The 18,632-nt window shown below is 23.9% G+C and carries 14 protein-coding genes and 2 tRNA genes; 5 read left to right on the top strand and 11 right to left on the bottom strand.

Features of this window, described 5'->3' with window-relative positions; genetic code table 4:
* Positions 1-8: 8 nt before the first annotated feature.
* From mgtE to QMA87_RS01085, 4 genes are all read left to right on the top strand, one after another.
* Entirely contained in the window at positions 9-1,445 is a 1,437-nt protein-coding gene (gene mgtE, locus QMA87_RS01100) for a magnesium transporter (RefSeq protein ID WP_283823590.1), read from the top strand.
* A gap of 115 nt (positions 1,446-1,560) precedes the next feature.
* Positions 1,561-3,480, top strand: coding sequence for a M13 family metallopeptidase (locus tag QMA87_RS01095; RefSeq protein ID WP_283833692.1), 1,920 nt, complete (start codon positions 1,561-1,563; stop codon positions 3,478-3,480).
* A 685-nt stretch (positions 3,481-4,165) separates the two neighbouring features.
* Complete coding sequence (locus QMA87_RS01090) at positions 4,166-5,224, top strand: nicotinate-nucleotide adenylyltransferase (RefSeq protein WP_283833691.1); 1,059 nt, start codon at positions 4,166-4,168, stop codon at positions 5,222-5,224.
* Positions 5,208-5,915: a pseudouridine synthase gene (locus QMA87_RS01085; RefSeq protein WP_283823587.1), complete on the top strand. Its 708-nt coding sequence runs from the start codon at positions 5,208-5,210 to the stop codon at positions 5,913-5,915. The genes QMA87_RS01090 and QMA87_RS01085 overlap by 17 nt, the downstream gene beginning before the upstream one ends.
* Positions 5,916-5,952: 37 nt before the next feature.
* Here the strand turns inward: QMA87_RS01085 and QMA87_RS01080 are convergent, their stop codons facing one another.
* From QMA87_RS01080 to QMA87_RS01045, 8 genes are all read right to left on the bottom strand, one after another.
* Positions 5,953-7,230: a hypothetical protein gene (locus QMA87_RS01080; RefSeq protein WP_283833690.1), complete on the bottom strand. Its 1,278-nt coding sequence runs from the start codon at positions 7,228-7,230 to the stop codon at positions 5,953-5,955.
* A 134-nt stretch (positions 7,231-7,364) separates the two neighbouring features.
* Positions 7,365-8,726, bottom strand: coding sequence for a M17 family metallopeptidase (locus tag QMA87_RS01075; protein WP_283827397.1), 1,362 nt, complete (start codon positions 8,724-8,726; stop codon positions 7,365-7,367).
* A 7-nt stretch (positions 8,727-8,733) separates the two neighbouring features.
* A complete protein-coding gene (locus QMA87_RS01070) occupies positions 8,734-8,964 on the bottom strand; it encodes a YneF family protein (RefSeq protein WP_283823584.1) in 231 nt (76 codons plus the stop codon).
* Positions 8,965-8,969: 5 nt separating this feature from the next.
* On the bottom strand, positions 8,970-10,199 hold the full coding sequence (locus QMA87_RS01065; protein ID WP_283833689.1) for an FKBP-type peptidyl-prolyl cis-trans isomerase: 1,230 nt from the start codon (positions 10,197-10,199) through the stop codon (positions 8,970-8,972).
* A gap of 1 nt (position 10,200) precedes the next feature.
* The gene (locus QMA87_RS01060) at positions 10,201-11,187 is read right to left on the bottom strand and encodes an NAD(P)H-dependent glycerol-3-phosphate dehydrogenase (RefSeq protein WP_283823582.1); all 987 of its coding nucleotides are present in this window, start codon (positions 11,185-11,187) and stop codon (positions 10,201-10,203) included.
* 4 nt (positions 11,188-11,191) lie between these two features.
* Entirely contained in the window at positions 11,192-12,253 is a 1,062-nt protein-coding gene (locus QMA87_RS01055) for a hypothetical protein (protein ID WP_283823581.1), read from the bottom strand.
* 2 nt (positions 12,254-12,255) lie between these two features.
* A complete protein-coding gene (locus QMA87_RS01050) occupies positions 12,256-13,374 on the bottom strand; it encodes a hypothetical protein (RefSeq protein WP_283830161.1) in 1,119 nt (372 codons plus the stop codon).
* Positions 13,375-13,382: 8 nt separating this feature from the next.
* Positions 13,383-15,032 (bottom strand): ribonuclease J, encoded by a 1,650-nt coding sequence (locus tag QMA87_RS01045; protein WP_283830162.1) that lies wholly within the window; start codon positions 15,030-15,032, stop codon positions 13,383-13,385.
* Between the two features lie 135 nt (positions 15,033-15,167).
* Here QMA87_RS01045 and ligA point away from each other — a divergent pair, with 135 nt between their 5' ends.
* Positions 15,168-17,150 (top strand): NAD-dependent DNA ligase LigA, encoded by a 1,983-nt coding sequence (ligA, locus tag QMA87_RS01040; RefSeq protein ID WP_283823578.1) that lies wholly within the window; start codon positions 15,168-15,170, stop codon positions 17,148-17,150.
* Positions 17,151-17,184: 34 nt separating this feature from the next.
* Here the strand turns inward: ligA and QMA87_RS01035 are convergent, their stop codons facing one another.
* From QMA87_RS01035 to QMA87_RS01025, 3 genes are all read right to left on the bottom strand, one after another.
* Positions 17,185-17,406 (bottom strand): hypothetical protein, encoded by a 222-nt coding sequence (locus tag QMA87_RS01035; RefSeq protein WP_283833688.1) that lies wholly within the window; start codon positions 17,404-17,406, stop codon positions 17,185-17,187.
* 1,034 nt (positions 17,407-18,440) lie between these two features.
* Positions 18,441-18,525, bottom strand: a tRNA-Leu gene (locus QMA87_RS01030).
* Positions 18,526-18,549: 24 nt separating this feature from the next.
* Positions 18,550-18,625: transfer RNA gene (locus QMA87_RS01025), tRNA-Thr, on the bottom strand.
* Positions 18,626-18,632 lie beyond the last annotated feature (7 nt).

The raw sequence follows: 18,632 nt of genomic DNA, 5'->3' as shown, positions 1-18,632 counted from the left end.
GGGGATTTATGTTGATTGATATTATTAATAATAAAAATATTAATGAAATTAGAACATACATTAATAATACTCCTATTGCTGATGTTGCTTATGAATTGGAAAATGCATCTGCATCACAAATTTTTTTTCTTTTAAGAGTAATTGGCACCGAAGATGCTGCTGAACTTTTTTCTTATTTTGAACCCGATATTCAACAAAAAATTGTTGAAAAAATTCTTGAAAGTGATAATACTGAAATTCTTAATATCCTTCAAACTGATGAATTGGCTGATCTTCTTGAAGAAATGCCCGCTTTAATTGCTAAAAGAATTTTAGAAATAACACCTAAAGAAAAAAGAAATATTATTAATGTAATTTTAAACTATAAAGATGATGAAGTTGGTAGTATTGCTGCTGTTGATATTGTTTTGCTTAAAGATACATCATATTGTAAAAATGGCCTAAATAAAATTAAGCGTTTATATGAAAAGAAAAATGCTGAACTTTCTCATTACTTTTTTGTTGTAAATGAAAATCGTAAACTTGTTGGCGGAGCTCTACTAGAGGATATTGTTTTTGCTGAAGAAGGGACTAAAATTAATGAAGTAATGTTCCCTGTTGCCAGTGTAAAAACTACTGATAAAATTGAATATGCATCTCAAGTTTTTGCTGAACATGATATGTCTTCTATTCCGGTTGTTGATAAAAATGATTTTGTGGTTGGAATGATTACTTCTGATGATATTATTGACGCTATTAATGAAGCGGCTACCGAAGATATTTATAAAATGGCTGCTATTTCTGATAAAGAATCAGAAAAAGAATATTTAAAAAAATCTAACTGATCAATTGTTAAATCTCGGGTATTTTGATTAATATTACTTTTAATAGGTTCAACACTTTCTCAACTAATTATTGAAAAATTTACTGGAGTAGCTGAAAAGGCTCTTTCTTTAACAGCAATTTCTGCAATTATAACAACTGCCGTAATTACTGGTATGGTTCCAGTCATTAGTGGATCAGCTGGTAATGCTGGAAGTCAATCTGCTACAACAATTATGCGGGCATATGCATTAGGTGAAATAGAGAAAAGTGATTTTAAAAAGGCAATATGAAAAGAATTTAATGTTAGTGTTGTGACTGGCAGCATATTATTTGCTGTTAATTTTGCAAGATTATTAATATATTTTCTTTCTACTTCTTATAATTCTTTAACAGCTCATCCAGCTCCATTTATAATTATTTCTTTAGTTTCATCATTATCTTTATTTATAGTAATTATTTTTTCAAAATTTCTTGGGACAATTATTCCTATTATTGCTATAAAATTAAAACGTGATCCAGCAGTTATGTCAGCACCTTTACTTTCAACTATGACAGATGCAATTTCTACATTAATTTTTTTCGGAATTACTTTAGCTGTATTACTACTTATATATCCTCCAAGCACAGCAGTTATTATTTAATTTATATATAAATTTTTTGTATAAATTAAATATTCGAATGTTTAAAAAGTTTTCTTTTTAAACATTTTTTATACAATTTTTATATAATTTAAACATATTTTTATAGGGGGGACATATGAAATATAACTTAAAAAATTTAAAGGATGATTTTTATGAAGAAGTAAATAGGGAGTGATTAGAAAAAGCAAAAATTGATGATGACAAAGCTTCTGTTAGCGGATTTGAAGAACTAAGTAAATTGATAGAAAAGAAAAGAAAAGCTTTAACATCGGAATTAGTGAAAGATGTTAAAAATTTAAAGGATAAAACGCTTTATAATTTTGTTTTATTTTATAAATTATTAAGAGGTAAAACAGCAAAAGACAAAATAGGATTCAGTCCAATTAAAAAATATGAAGAAATAATTAATTCACTTTCCTCATATGAAGATATTAATAAGAACTACAAAAAATTATTACTAAATGGTTTTCTTATGCCAATTGATTTTGATGTTGTTCAAGATTTTAAAGATAGTTCTAAACAAGTTTTAGCAATGGGTTCACCAAGTTTAATACTACCTGAAAAAAGTTACTATAAAAATAAAAAAATGGCAACTCATCTTCTTACTATTTGAAAAAATGTTAAGGTAAAATTACTTAAACTATATGGTATGGAAGAAGAAAAGGCAATTAAATTAGTACAAGGTGCAATTAATTTTGATCAAAGTTTAATAAAAATGTCTAAAACAGCTCAGGAAAGAGCTAATTATGTTGCTTCATACAATATTTTTAAAATAAAAGATATAGATAAAAAACAAAAATTATTTAATTTAGAAAAAATTACTAAATCCTTAGTTAAAGAAGATGTAGAGACAATTATTGAAGATAATCCAAGATTTATTAAAGCATTAAAGAAAATTTACAATGTACAAACTTTTGAAAATTTTAAAAGTTTGATGTTAGTAGATTTTATTACTTCAAGCATGCCTCTCCTTTCTGAAGAAGCTAGAGAAATTGCTTTTGAATATAATAAAGCAATTACAGGCATTAAGTCTATGAAGGCTGAAGAAAAATATACAATTGATTTAGCAATTTCATTTTTTAATATGCCATTTGGTATTTATTTTGGTAAAAGAGAATTTGGACAAGATGCAAAGAAAAATGTAGAAAATATGGTTGATAAAATGATCAGTATTTATAAAAATAGATTAGAACAAAATACTTGATTAGGAAAAGAAACTATACAAAAAGCCATAATTAAACTTTCATCTCTTAAAAAAATGATTGGTTATCCTGAAAAATATGAACCATATTATGATAAGTTTATAACTACTATAAAGGGGGAAGAAGGTAATATTCTAGATAATATCATTAATTTTAAAAGAATTAAAATGGAATATAGATTTTCACAATACTTAAAACCTGTAGTAAGAGATTACTGAAGTATGTCACCAGCTGTAGTAAATGCTTATTTTCATCCATTTCATAATGTAATAGTTTTCCCAGCTGCTATTTTACAAAAACCATTTTATTCATATTCAGATTATTCTTCATCACAAAATTATGGTTCAATTGGGGCAGTAATAGCTCATGAAATTTCGCACGCATTTGATAATAATGGTTCTCAATTTGATGAAAAAGGTAATTTAAACAATTGATGAACAAATAAAGATCGAGCTGCATTTAATAAGAAAAAGACTAAAGTTATTAAATTATTTGATGGAATTTCACTTGGCGAAAATATAGGGACATGTAATGGTAAATTAACTGTATCCGAAAATATTGCTGACTTAGGCGGTTTGGCTGCTGCTTATGAAGCTGCTAAAAGTGAAAAAGATTTTGATGGAAAAGAATTCTTTATTTCTTGAGCTTCTTCATGAAAAGGCAAATATAGAGAACAATATCAAAAATTACTTTTAAAATCTGATGTTCATGCACCTGGTAAATTAAGAGCAAATGTTCAATTACAAAATCATGATGCATTTTATGAATTTTTTGATGTTAAAGAAACAGATAAAATGTTTATTGACAAGAAAAAAAGAACAATTATTTGATAATTAAACTAATTTATATATAAAAAAGCATCTGTATTAAACAGGTGTATTTTTTATTATTTTAAATTCATTATAGATTATTGTAAATTTATAATGAATTTAAAATATCGTAATATTGTGCTAAATATTATAAATTTATAATTAAAATTAATAAATAACATGATAATATTTTAAGTATTAAATTAATAAAAACATTATAAAATCATTTTAACTGTTTTAACTTATTTTAATCTGTTAGTAATTTTAATATGATTATTTTTAATCAAACAAGTCAAAATAAGTTAAATTTTTAATTGTCTTTTTTGTGTCAATTCTTATGCTCACTTCTATCAACTTGATGCTATTTTTTAGCTTTAATTTATTGGCTTATTACATTTTATAAAAAAGTTAAAATTTAATATAAAAATTCACAAATGAAATTTAAAAACTTACTTTAAAACTTTTAAATACTTTATTTAATTTTTTATTTTTAAAATTAAACTTTTAAATATATTCTGTTAATTATTGATTAAATATTAAAAAACTATAAAAAATGCTTTTTTTGTAATATAAACAACATTTTTATATAAGTATATAATTTATATAATGAAAATTTTTTGAAAATATTGTATATTTTATTTTTAAATTAATAAGTAAATTTTATTTAGTTTAAAAAATACTTTTTTGTTTATTCTATATAATTAAATTTATGAAAATAGGATTATTCGGAGGGTCATTTGACCCTATACATAAAGGTCATGTTGCTATTGCTAAAAGAGCAATAGCAGATTTAAATCTTGATAAATTAATATTTATTCCAACTTATATTAATCCATTTAAAAATAAAATGCCAGTTGATCCAATTCATAGAATAAATATGATTAAACTTTGCTTAGAAGATAAAATGGAAATATCTACTTTTGAAGTTGATAGAAAAGGAAAAAGTTATACATTTGAAACAATTAAATACTTTAAGCATAAGCATCCTAATGATGAATTATTTTTAATTATTGGTAGTGATAATCTTCCTAAATTACATAAATGAGAATATATTGATTTTATTGCTAAAAACAGTAAAATGTGTGTATATAAACGCAGTAAAAATATTAATAAAATTAATATTAAACGTTTTAATATGAAACTTATTAATAATGATATTTATGAGCAATCAAGCACTAACTATCGTAAAGGCGATCTTTCATGTGTAAATAAAAATGTACAAGAATACATAGGCAAAAATAAATTATATATTGAAGCATTAGTAAATTCAAGTGCTAGCTATTGAAGAGTTAAGCACGGTCATTATGCAGGTGAATTCGCAAGAAAAATTGCAAAAGCACATAATTTTGATTCTCAAAAAGCTTATGTTGCGGCAATTTTTCATGATATAGCAAAAGAATGAGATGAAGAAAAGTCTAAAAAATTTATTAAGAGATATTATGGCAATATAAATGTTCAACCCCATGAATATCATCAGTTGTGTGGTGCTGCTTGAGCAAAAAATGTATACTTAATTAATGATGATGAAATTGTTGAAGCTATAAAAAAACATACTACAATGGCATTAGAATTAAGTTGGCTTGATAAGTGTGTATTTATTGCCGATAAAATATGTCGTGGCAGAAAATACCCAGGAATAGAAAAAATAAGAAAGTTAGTTTTAAATGATTTTGATGAAGGTTTTAAAGCTGTTGTTAATCATGAATATGAAAATGTTAAAGATAAGCTTTCGGAGCAAGGAATAAAAATATATGAAAAATGAATGTAATATAAGAATACAAAAATTAATAGCTCAATCAGGAATTTGCTCTAGAAGAAAAGCAGAAAAACTTATTGAACAAAATAAAGTCAAAATTAATGATAAAGTTGCTAAACTAGGTGATAAATGTAATGAGAACGATATTATTCTTATTGATAATAAGCAAATTAACATTGAAAAAAAAGAATATTATTTATTAAATAAACCAAAAGGATATGTATGTTCTTCAAATGATAAACATCATCAAAATTTAGTAGTCGATTTAATTCCTTCTTCAAAAAGAATTTATACAGTGGGTAGATTAGATAAGGATACTACTGGAGCAATTATTATTACTAATGATGGCAATTTAACACATTTACTTTCACATCCTTCTTTTAAAATTGAAAGAGAATATAATGTAGAAATCGATAAACCGCTTTCTGCTATTGAATTGAAAGAAATTAATAAAAACTTTTTTATTAATGAAAAAATGAGTTATCATAAAATAACCCATCTTATAGATAAATTTTATAAAATTACTTTACATCAGGGTAGTTATCATCATGTAAAGTTAATATTTGAAAAATTCAATAAAAAAGTTATAAACTTGCACCGTAGATCATATTCATTTTTAAATGTTGATAAAATGAATATTGGCGAATATCGTATAATTAAGCCATTTGAAATTAAAAAATTAAAATATTCAAGATATAATTAAAAACATCGGCAAAATACACCGATGTTTTTAATGCATATTATCTTGAAGGGGATTTAATTTGAATTTCGTGTTTTTCTTTTTTATTTAATTTAAGTTTTCCAATTTTATTTTTTTTATGTCTATCATAAACATCTATTTCCATATTATTTTTCTTATCATAAAAATTTCATAAATAAATATCATATGAATAATCAGCTTGTTCTACAGTAGAATTATTATTATTGTTGTTTTTATTCTTTTTTTCGTAAAATATGATTAATCTATTATTTTTATTATATTTTGGATTATATTTAAATTCAAATGTGAATAAATTATTATTAATATTAATAACATCAATTAATTCCTGAGTTATTTCTTCCCAATTATTTTGATCCGTATTTATATCATCGCTTGAATATTTAAATACTTTTCATTTAAAATCGTCATTATTTAATTTATATGTTTCAAACTGAAATGTATAAGTAGATTTAGCCTTTAAGTCTTCTTCTAGTTGTTTAGCACCATCTTCTCAATCTTTTTTATCTTTAATACCTTTATAAACACTATAACCAATCCCAGAAACAGTTGCTAAACTTAGAGCGCTATATATTGCGCTTAATATAGTGGTACTATTATTAGAGAAAAAATTAAAAAATTTATTTAAAAATGAACTATTATTAATTTTATGTGTATTAATACTACTATCAATCAATGGTGATTTGCCCTCAACTTCATGAATAACGAAACCTTGATTAGATTGTAATTTAAGTTTATTTTTTTGCTCTTGTAATGGCATAACGTTTTTAATAAGTGTTTTTTTATAAAAAATGTCATCATTAAACTCGTCTATCATTAAAATAAATTCTCTTTGTAAATTATATTTGTTATATCCGGTTGCATATTCTTCTTTATTAAGAATTTCTTTAATTAAAGCAACATATTCAAATTCTTGATTTAAAATATTTTGTTCAATAAGTTGTAAGAAAAGCATTTTTTTACTAGAAAAATTATTATATTCTTTGATTAAATAAGGTTGCAAAATAATATCTCTTTGTTCGCCTGCAGGAATAAAATTTAATGGAAAATTATTTTTTATATCAACTCAATTAACAAAAATTAAACCATTTTTAGCTTTAGGGAATGTTAAAGGTACATCAACTTTATTATTATATTTTTTGATTAATTGATTAGTTTCAATATTATTAGTATTTTGATATTTAATATTAAATGTTGAATTACTTTTATAATAAATACTTAATAAAAACGGGCCAAATGATACAAAGGGGATTAATAAAAGCTTTATATATTTGAAAATATTTTTACCGCCCATCTTCATTATGTCTCCTTTTTTATAATTATAAATTATATGTAATAAAAAATAAGTATAAAAGTGCTAATATCTGCTTAATATATAAACTTTAATTAATTAAAAATCAAGCATATAGTTGTGCTTGATTTACTTAAATTTAATTATTTTTCTAATGCATAATTAATTAATGTTTTAACCATTACACCAACTGGTTCTTCGGCTGATTTTGCTGTTCCAGCAATATCAAGGTGAATATGAGGAAGATTTTCACTAAATTCTTTTAAAAACATAAATGCAGAAATTGAAGATCCACCAGTTGCTGAAAGGTCAGTATTTTTTAAATCGGCAACTTTTGAAGACTTAATAAATTCAGCAAAATCCTCATGATAAGGCATTTGTCAAACTAATTCATCAGCTTTTCTGGCAGCCGTTTTAAATTCAAATAAAAATCTTGATTCTGTAGCTCATAAACCAGTAAATGTTCTTCCAAGTGCTACTTTTATTGCCCCTGTTAAAGTAGCAATATCAATAACTCTTGTCGCATTAAGATTTCTAATTGCATATGTAAGACCATCGGCAAGAACAAGCCTTCCTTCAGCATCAGTATTATTAACTTCAACCGTTTTTCCATTCATTGATTTTCAAACTGAATCTGGAAGCGAAGCATCACCATTAATTCTATTATCTGTTATCATCATAATAGCTGAAATGTTTTTTTTGGCTTTTAATTTTGCTGCCCCTAATAAGGCGCTGGCAGCAATCGCACTACCAGACATATCATATTTCATTCCTAAAATATAACTAGCTGGTTTAAGAGAATAACCGCCAGAATCAAAAGTAATTCCTTTTCCAACGATAACTGTTTTTTCACTTGATTGCGGATTACCTTTATACTCAAGAACTACAACTCTTGGCTCATAAACACTACCTTTATTTACCGAAAGTAATAAGCCCATTTTTAATTCTTCAATTTCTTTTTTATTAAGAATTTTAAAGCTAAAGTTTTCATCATTTATTTCTAAAGCTTTTTCCTTAATGTAGTCAGCTAAAAATTCTGAATTGCAAATATTAGGCGGCATTATTTGAAGATCTCTAGCAAAGTTTGTTTGTTCCGCTTTAACTACAACTTCATTAATTAAATCTTGATATTGTTCCATATTTTCAACATATAATTGAATTTCAGCTTTTTTATTTTTTTCTGTTGTTTTTTGATTTCATAAAATGTGTTTTTCAAAAATATATGTATTTAAAAATATTGAAATAATATCATGCATTTTTAACTTATCACCAATAAATGAAACAGCATCTATTGTACAGCATCTTTTTTTAGCTACTAATGCTTTAACTAGTGTTTCAAAGTTTTTCTTTGAATATTTTTCTTTATTTTCTATGTAAACATATGATTTATTTTCTGATAAATAATCTGATATATAATTATTTTCCTTAACAATATTAATAATATTGTCGGCTTCAGAAACACCTTTTACTATAAATTGTTCTTTTATTTCTTTTGTAATAAACATTTTTCCTCTATCTAGCTTTATTCATTGAATTCATAACGCTTCTTATTTGTTTTTCTGATGCTTTTCTTCCCATTTGTGCAAACATTACTCTAATCATTTTTTCTGTAATAGGTGGATTTTCTTTTAATTGCTTTTGAAACATTTTTTTAGATATAAAAAAGGCTAATATTCCACCAATTAAAAAGCAAACTATTGCTATAGCTATACAAATTCCAATTATTGCTCCCGTTGATAACATATATACTACACTCCTTTCTTATTTTTTAGGAATTTAACGTATGAATAATGTGTTACATAAATATCTTTTTTATGTTGTTTTATTAATTCCATTTTAATTTGTGATACATCAACATTTTTAATAATAGAAAGTCTATTTGCAAGTTCATCAAAATTTTCTTCTGAAGGAGTAATATTTTCATGGAAAATAATAATTGCTTCAGTTATTAGCGCTTTAACTTCTTGTTCTAATTCTTTTTTAATTTGCATATCAAATGATTCTTGACTCATTCCGCTCATTTCTAAAAATTGAGCAATAGTATAGCCGCTTGATTGCATTTGTGCTTCTATTTCTTTATGTCTAATTCCTAATTGAATATCAATTAATTCTTTGTTAGGAATAATATTATTTTTTTCAGCAATTTCTATTGAAGCTAATTTAGCAAAAATTTCATCTTCATTTGATAAGAATAATTCTTTTTGTCTTTTAGCAATTAACTCTTTTAAATCTTTAGTAGTATTTACATTAACAATTGCTAATGATTTTACAAATTCATCATTAAAATCTGGTTGTTCATTTTTAAATACTTTATGAACTTTAATACTAAAAACTGTTTTTTGACCAGCTAGTGTTTCTGAATGATAATCTGCTGGAAAATCAACATCAAGATCAACTTCATCACCTGCTTTTAATCCAACTAATTGTGATTCAAGTGAAGGAATAAATTGTCCAGCACCTAACAATAACTTATAATTATTAGCGCTTCCGCCTTCAAAAGGAATTCCATCTTTTTTACCAATGAAATCAAATTCTAAATAATCTCCGTTTTCTGAAGCTTTTTCTAAAATTATTTCCTTCATTTTAGTTTTTAAGATAGTATCAATATCTTTTTTAACATATGAATCTATTAAATCTTGATTTATTTCATTAGGTGTTGCTTTAAAATCAATTACCAATTTTTCTTTAGCATCTTGATAAGCGAATGTTAATTCAATAACAGCTTCTTCATCACTTGCTTTAATAATTTTAGGCTCTGAAATAAGAAATAAAACTTTATTAGTTTCTTGCTGTAGTTTTAAAACTAAATTTCTTCCTCTTGTTAAAATAAAATAATTAATAGTTGGAATTCATATTTGTTCTTTTTCATCTTTTATTTCTTTAATTTGCTCCTTAAGCGCATTTACATGCGCTTGATAAAACTCTTTATCAATTATTTCATTGACAATTAAAGTCTTTGATTCTTCATTTATTTTCATTTTATTCTCCTTTATTTTGAAGAAAATCTAAGATTTTCTTTGGATTTTTTTTGTTATATAAAATATTGTAAATAGATTCAAAAAATGGAATATTGATTTTATAATTATCAATTATTTCTTTGATTATTTTACCATTTGTATAACCTTCAATTGTTGTATTATTTTGCGCTAAAATATTATCAATTCCATCTTTAGCAATATTCTTACCAAAACAATAATTACGCGATTTAATTGAACTTGCTGTTAAATAAGTATCGCCAAGAGAAGCCATTTCAAAAATAATATCTTCTTTTACATGAACTTCTAATGCTTTAACTATATAATACATTTCTTTAAAGCCAATTGCAAATACTGCCGAAACAGTATTCATACTATCATATAAGTAATTAATAATACCCATGCCTATCGCTAATATATTTTTTAATGCTGCATAATATTGCAATGCATTTTCATTTAAAGAAATTTGTAGTTTTAAAAAATCATTATCAAAAATATTTTTTACTTCTTTAAGAAATTTTTCATTGGTTCCAACTATATTTATAATAGTAAATTTTTCATCAAATAACTCTTGTGCAAATGAAGGGCCAACTATTGTGGCTAAGTTATTTAATTTACTAAAATTTGTTTTAATATATTCTGAAAGAGGTTTATTATTATGCTTTTCAATACCTTTTGAAGTATTAATTAAATCAACTTTTCCTTGTACTACTTGTTCAAGATTTTTTAATACATTATTAATAGCATGACTTGGTGTAGCTATAATTACTAATTTAGTTTCCTGTAATACTAATTGCAAATTATTAGAAGCAATAATATTTTGATACTTGAATTCTTTTTTAAAAAATTTAGAATTTCGGCGATTAATATTAATATCTTCAATCTCTTGAAGATCAATTCCATACATATAAACATCATGATTATTTTTGGCTAAAACACAAGCCAAGGCACTACCATATGCACCTGTTCCTATAATACTAATTTTACTCATAACATTAATAAGAAAAATCGTCTTGTCTACCTTTATAAATACTAAATCTTAATAATTCTATTAAAGCATAAGTATCTTTTTTTAATGAATAAGCAATACTATTTTTTAAATTTTCGCTAACAAGGTATGAACTTTTAAAAAATTCGAATTGATCTTTTAAAGGCGTAAAAACAATTTTTATTAAATTTCCTTTCTTTTCAACACAAAATGTATTAATAATTGAATTATTGATATCATTAAGCATTTGAAATTGGGTATAAGGCGTGAATAACATTCTTCCTTTAATTTGATCATCTACTTGAAGATTAAATTTCGAATTAAATTCACTTGATTCTAATTCTATATTACTTTTCGATGAACTAAATATTGAATAATTAACATCTCTTTGATCAACAAAATTATTAGGGTTAATTAAATGTTTAAGTTCATAAAATTCTCTATATACATCAATATATCTAGTTACATAATTATTTGTAACTGTTGAATATACAATCTTTTTTTCTATTCAATGAAATTTATAGTAAGAAAGAATAAACTTATCTTGATACTTATCCGTTGAATAAAATTCCAAAACATCTTGTTGCATAACTAGTCTAGCTTGAGAAGGAATAGAATATACTAAGAATTCAAATTTAAAATCTTGTTTATGTTTTTGTTTAAATGCTTCTTCAGTTTCACTTGTTGGAATATATGTAAAATGTTGATCGCAAGAAATTGCTTTTAAAAATAATTTTTTACCTAAAACATCAGGCGGATTATTCAATATTTGCTTATACTTTTCACTTGCTTTTTTAGAAGTAATTACAAAACTTATTATTAAAATTAAAAATAATATTAATGGAGTAAAAAAGATAATATTGATAAATAATATTAATAATAAAATTGTAATCCCAAAAAATAAAAATATAAAAACGAATAATAAAAAGAGATTAAGAAATTTTTTTCTTTTTAATTCTGCTAAATTTTTTCGATATAATTCTAATTCTTTTAAATTAGAATTGTTTAATTCTTTATTAATTAAATTATCAACTTTATTTGCAAATTCATGATATTTTAATATTTTCATTTTTAATCTTTCTTGGCGAACGGGCTAATCCTATGCTTTTTAATTTTTTGCTGAGTTTTATTAATCTTTTCTACTTCAACTAATTTTGTTAAGCTTACGCTTCAAGTAGAATCTCCTGCATCAAGTTCAGCATCATTTGAATGTGATATTTCGCCTTGTTCACTAATTGATTCAATTTCATATTCTTCAATATTTTGAAAATTATTTTTAAAAATAATATTAGGAAGATTTTCTCATGATAAGTCTTCCTTAAGAACTTGTGAATATGAATCACTTATTTTTAAAAAACGCTCTACAAAAATTAAATTATCAACAAAAATATTTTTTAACTTTAATATAAGTTTTTTTTCAGAAATTGGTTTAATTGAATTTTTATTTATCAGTTTGTCTATTTTTGACTTAATTTTTTCAAAAACAAATTTGCTTTTTTGGCGTGCAATTACTTGATGATATTTTCGATACTCTTTATTAAAAATAATTTTAAGTGGTCATTTATAAATCATTATTAAAATTGCATATATAAATAATAAAAATATTATTATAAAAATAAAAATATTTGAACCGGTTATTGAAAGAATATCAAATATGATAATAAATAATAAACCACTCTTTTGTAAGTGTGCACCCGAAATAAATACATTTGAATCAGAATTAATAATCCATGAATCTAATTTGAAATTATTATTTCAAAGTAATGTTCTAGTAAAAAAATTATGATCATAATATTTATCTCAAAGTCAAAGATTATTATCAATTACATCAAATAATAAATTAATACTAAGCCCAAAAACTATAATTAATAATAATCAAAATAAAAATCTAAACCTTGATTTAAAACTGTAAAACTTCCTTTCATTTTTCTTTTTAAAAGTATTTGAAAACAATAATCAAAATCCATAAAAAAATAAAATAAAATAAATAAAATAAGAAGTTATGCCGAATCAAAAACCAAAAGTATATGAATGAAAAGTTGTCACTCACTCTTTCTTTATAAATGAAGCATATGTAAGAAAAGAAGTAATAGTAATAATAATTAATCCATAAATGTAACGGTTTCCAAAAACTTTACTATTAATTAATCAATTTAAAAATGAATTTCTAGAATTTTGATTTCTATTCATGAAAACACCTATATTCCGTAAAATGTTACAATAACCATTGGTTCTTTATCCATTGATTTAAAGATTTTTTTACGAATTACCTTTCTTAAACGATCTTGCATATCTCTAATTGAATTAAATTGTTCATCTCTTAAAATATTAATAATAATTGAGCGTATAAATGTTTTTAACTCATTTTTTTGTGATTTTGCCACTACTCCAAGAAAGTTAATATTAAATTCATCAATAATTTTTTTAGTTTTGTTTGAAAATAAAATTGAAACAGTTATTAGGCCATCTTTTGAAAGTAACTCACGCTCTTTAATTACTCCAGAAGAAACATCTCCATTTCCAAACCCATCAATAATACTGTCAGCAGCAGGGCGAGTTTTATTGGAATTTGGTTGATAAACACCATTTTCAAAATCAACAACTTTCCCATTTTTGATAATTAAAATATTATTATTTTTTAATTTTGTTCTTTCAACAATGCTATTTTGAGCTTGAATTAAATAACGATATAATCCCATTACAGGAATAACATATGAAGGACTTAAAGCATTGACAACATCAATAATATCATTATTATGAGGACGATGCAAATGATATTCAGATCCACTTACATCAACAATCTTTGGGGTAATTCTTGCAATTTCATCAAGCGTAAATGCCGCTATCGATTCAATTCCATTAATTGGTGGAGCAATCATTAAAACATTATCAGTTTTTTTTAATTTCAAGTAAACATCATCTTTATTTGTTATTCTTAAAAATCTTTGATATAAACGTTCTACTGTTGAAGTTACAAAAACTACAGCATTATTAATAGAGCTTATTTTACGATAATCAGCAATTTCAGGATATTCAAAAACAGAATTAACTTTTGAGATTAAATCAATACATTGAGCATAAGTTTTTCCATAAAAAATTACAGTACGATTAAATCTTTTTGCTAATTCAAGAATCCTACTCATTGAATGCATTTCTTCATCGTAAGCGCCAACAATAATTCTTTGATTTGGTTTCGCTTTTTCAAAAACTTCATCAATATATAGTGGTAATTTTGCTTTATCTAAATAATAACCAGGATAATTAGCCATTCCTGCATCTATTACAAGCGCCAATAAAGGTTTGTTGGCTATTATTCTTTTTATTAAATCTAAATCAGTTCTACCATAAATGCCTAAATCACCAATAATGTAATTAAACATAAAAAGAATATGGCCTTTATCAACTTCAAAATCATACCCTAATAATCCTGGCATAGCGCCAGCTAATGGTATTGGTCTAACTAATACATTGGCAAACTGCATTGGTTTAACCATTCTAATAATTTCGTAATCAGAATGACCAATATTATATTTTTCTATTCTATCTTTAATAATAATTGAATTAAATGATGATGAATATATTTTTAATCCTTTTATATTCATTAATAATCAAGGTAAAGCTGAAAATGAATCATTTTTAGTATCGGTAATAAAAATTGCTTTAATCTTGTTTTTATTAGCTTCTAATCATGAAAAATCGGGAATTATGGTATCAACACCATTATTAGAATTAACAGGAATTTTTGCCCCAGTATTAATAATAAAAATATCATTATCAACTTCTAAAACATAACAATTTTTACCATTTTCATCAACTCCACCTAAAGCAGTAATTTGAAATTTTGACATATAACTCCTAAACTTAAGTATTTATAAAATATATATTTTATTTAATTAAAATAATTATATATTTATTTACTTATTTTATATATATGTATTTAAATTTATTATTACAATAATAATAACTTTAACTATAATTTAATAATGAAATTTAGCGAAAATGAAGTAAAAATTAAAATAGACAAATTAATAAGTAATATTAAAAAGTGAAATATTGAGTATTATGATAATGATGCTCCTAGTGTATCTGATTTTATTTATGATCAAGCTTTATTAGAACTTGAAATGTTAGAAAAAGCATTTCCAAATTTAGTAAGAGAAGATTCTCCTACTGCAATTTTAGGATCATCGGTTGATAATCGTTTTAAAAAAGTTGCTCATAAAAAACCAATGCTTTCTTTAAACAAAGCATATAGTTTTGATGATGTTATAAAATATATTAATAATATTCAAAAAATTATTAAAAATGTTGAATTTATTTTATTTGCCGAACCTAAAATTGATGGTCTTTCAATTAGCATTATTTATGAAAAAGGAATATTAGTAAAAGCATTGACAAGAGGAAATGGAATTATTGGTGAAGATGTAACACATAATGTTTTAATGATAGATTCAATTCCTAAAAAAATACAATATGAAAATGATTTGGAAGTTAGAGGCGAGATATACATTCCAAAAGATAAATTTGAACAATTAAATAAGATGGCATTAGCTAATAATCAAAAATTATTTGCTAATGCTAGAAACGCTGCAAGCGGTAGTTTAAGACAACTTGAAGCTAATATTTCTAAAGAAAGAGGATTAGAAGCGATTATTTATCAAGTTGTTGAACCTTTGTCTCATAATATTTTTGATACTAAAACAGAAAGAGAATTTCTTAAAAATCAAGGTTTTAAAACTCAGGAATTTTTCGAAAAAATAACTAGTCAAGAACAATTAAAAAATGTTATAGATTCATTTAAAAACATAAAAAATAATTTTAATTATGATTGCGATGGTCTTGTTATTAAGTATTATGATTTTAGATGATATGAAACGCTTGGTTATACAGCTAAATTTCCTCATCATTCAATTGCTTTTAAATATGAAATTGAAAAGGCAATTACTAAATTAATTGATATTGTAGCTAGTGTTGGAAGAACAGGAAGAATAACTTATAACGCAATTTTAGAGCCGGTTGAATTAAATCAGACAATAGTTTCAGCCGCAACATTACATAATTATAATTATATTGTTGATAATAAAATCAATATTGGTGAAGATGTTTATGTAATTAAGGCAGGTGAAATTATTCCAAGAGTTGTAGCACCTGTTTTTCCTAAAGAAAAATCATATTTCAAAATTATTAAGCAGTGTCCAAATTGTGGTAATAAGTTACAGAAGATTGACGACAATGTAGATCAGTTTTGTCTTAATAGTGAATGCTCAACTAAAAAGATTAGAGCAATAATTCATTATTGCTCTAGAGAGGCATTGAATATTAATGAGCTTGGCGAAAAACAAATTGAAAAGTTTTTCAACTTAAATATTCTTAATGAAATTAAAGATATTTACTTTTTATATCAAAAAAGAGATTTTTTAAATTCCTTAGGTAAAAAAGTTGAAAAATCAACTAATAATTTAATTGAAAATATTGAAAAATCTAAAAAATGTAATTTATTTCAAGTTATTTTTGGATTGGGAATAAAACATATTGGTCTTCAATCATCAAAAGTAATTGCTAAAAAAATAAATAAATTACAAGATTTATTTGGATTTTCATATAATGAATTAATTAATCTTGATGATTTAGGAGAAAAGTCAGCTATTGAAATAATTAATTTCGTTGCAGATGAAAAAAATAAAAAGTTAATGGTTTTTCTTGATAAAACACTTTCTTATAATAAAAATGAATCTAATGAAAAATTTAAAAATTTGATTTTTGTGATTACAGGCACATTATCAAAAAATAGAGATGAATATAAGAAGATAATTGAGAATTCATCAGGTAAGATATCATCAAGTATTTCTAAAAACACAAATTATTTATTATGCGGAGATAATGCTGGTAGCAAGCTAGAAAAAGCTATTAAGTTAGGTATTAAAGTTATAAATGAAAACGAATTTGAAGAATTATTAAATAACTAAAAGCTGCATTTTTATGCAGCTTTTTTAAAGCGCTTTAATCAACATTACTGCTCCTAGCGCTATTGCTTCTGATTTTGGTTCAACTTTTTTTTGTTTTGGTATTATAAGTATAGTCATTGATTCTATAAATAGTGAGCTTATTATTTTTATTACTAAAATCTTTTATATCAAACGGTCAAGTTTGAATTTTATCACTATTATTTTCTTTATTAATAGGAGCTTTTAAAGTAATATCTACAGATTTTGAAACATCCACATTTTTTAATTTAATAGAAAATTTTTTATAATTTTCTTTTTTAAATTTATCTTCACCTTTTAAATTTCTTTGATTTTTAAATGTGCTTATAACATTATTTTTTAAACCTGGACTAAAAGCATAAATAAATCAATCTTCTTCTTTATAATCATTCTGATTTAATTCAAAAATTAGCTGATAATTTCAAGATTTATCTAATAATTTTTGATAATCAGCTCGTTTTTTATTATCTATTGCTTTATAAATACCATGAATAATTCCAAAAAATATCCTGTCACCAATTAAAGAAAGAAATGGACCTAAAAAGTGTTTTTTTTAACCTATTTTTGATCAAAAATTATTAAATCAACTGTTTTTTGTTTAAAAATTTCTGTTTTATGTTCCAATAAATTTTTAAAATTTGAAATATTTTCTTCATTTGATGCTTCTTCATTCATTAAATATTTTGGCTGTAATTCTAAATTTTCAATTAAATGCTTTTCTAATAATATTGATATATTATTAAATGCCTGTACAAACTTTTTTTGATAATTAAATTTTTGTGGCTTGTGTTTTTAAATTTTTCTTCAATATAACTAAAACTATTATATTCTTTTATTAAATTAGGTTTTAATATGATGTTTCCATATTCTAGACTAGAAATATATTTTAATGAAAAATTAGATTTTGAATCTAATCAATTAAGAAATATATATCTTTTTTTGTTTTTGGAATATTAAGCAAAATATTTTTATTTGATATATAGTTTGTTATTAAATTGTTAGTAAAAATATTATCAGTATTTATATATGAAATCATAAATTGTTGCTTCGACTATTTTAATGAAACAAGTGGATTCATAAAAATAATGCCACCTATTATTAAAAATAAAGCAGTTAATAATTTATTTTTTTATTCATAATTTTTTTAAATATTTTTATATTAAATTATAAAAAGAGATATATTTAAATTTATTATTTTTTTATTTTTGCATTTTTTTGTTAATTTAATAAAAAAAATATGCGTACGCATATTTTTGATCAATAAATTTGGTATGGTGCGCGAGAAGGGACTTGAACCCTTACGCCGTGAAGCACTAGAGCCTAAATCTAGCGTGTCTGCCAATTTCACCACTCACGCAATGGTATAAGATCAACTTATATATGGTGCCGTCTATAGGAATCGAACCTACGACCTACTGATTACAAGTCAGTTGCTCTGCCTGCTGAGCTAAGACGGCATTTATT

The sequence above is a fragment of the Mycoplasma phocimorsus genome (genome assembly GCF_030077875.1).
Lineage (GTDB): Bacteria > Bacillota_I > Bacilli_A > Mycoplasmatales > Metamycoplasmataceae > Mycoplasma_H > Mycoplasma_H phocimorsus.
This window is presented reverse-complemented; position numbering and strand designations above follow the sequence as displayed.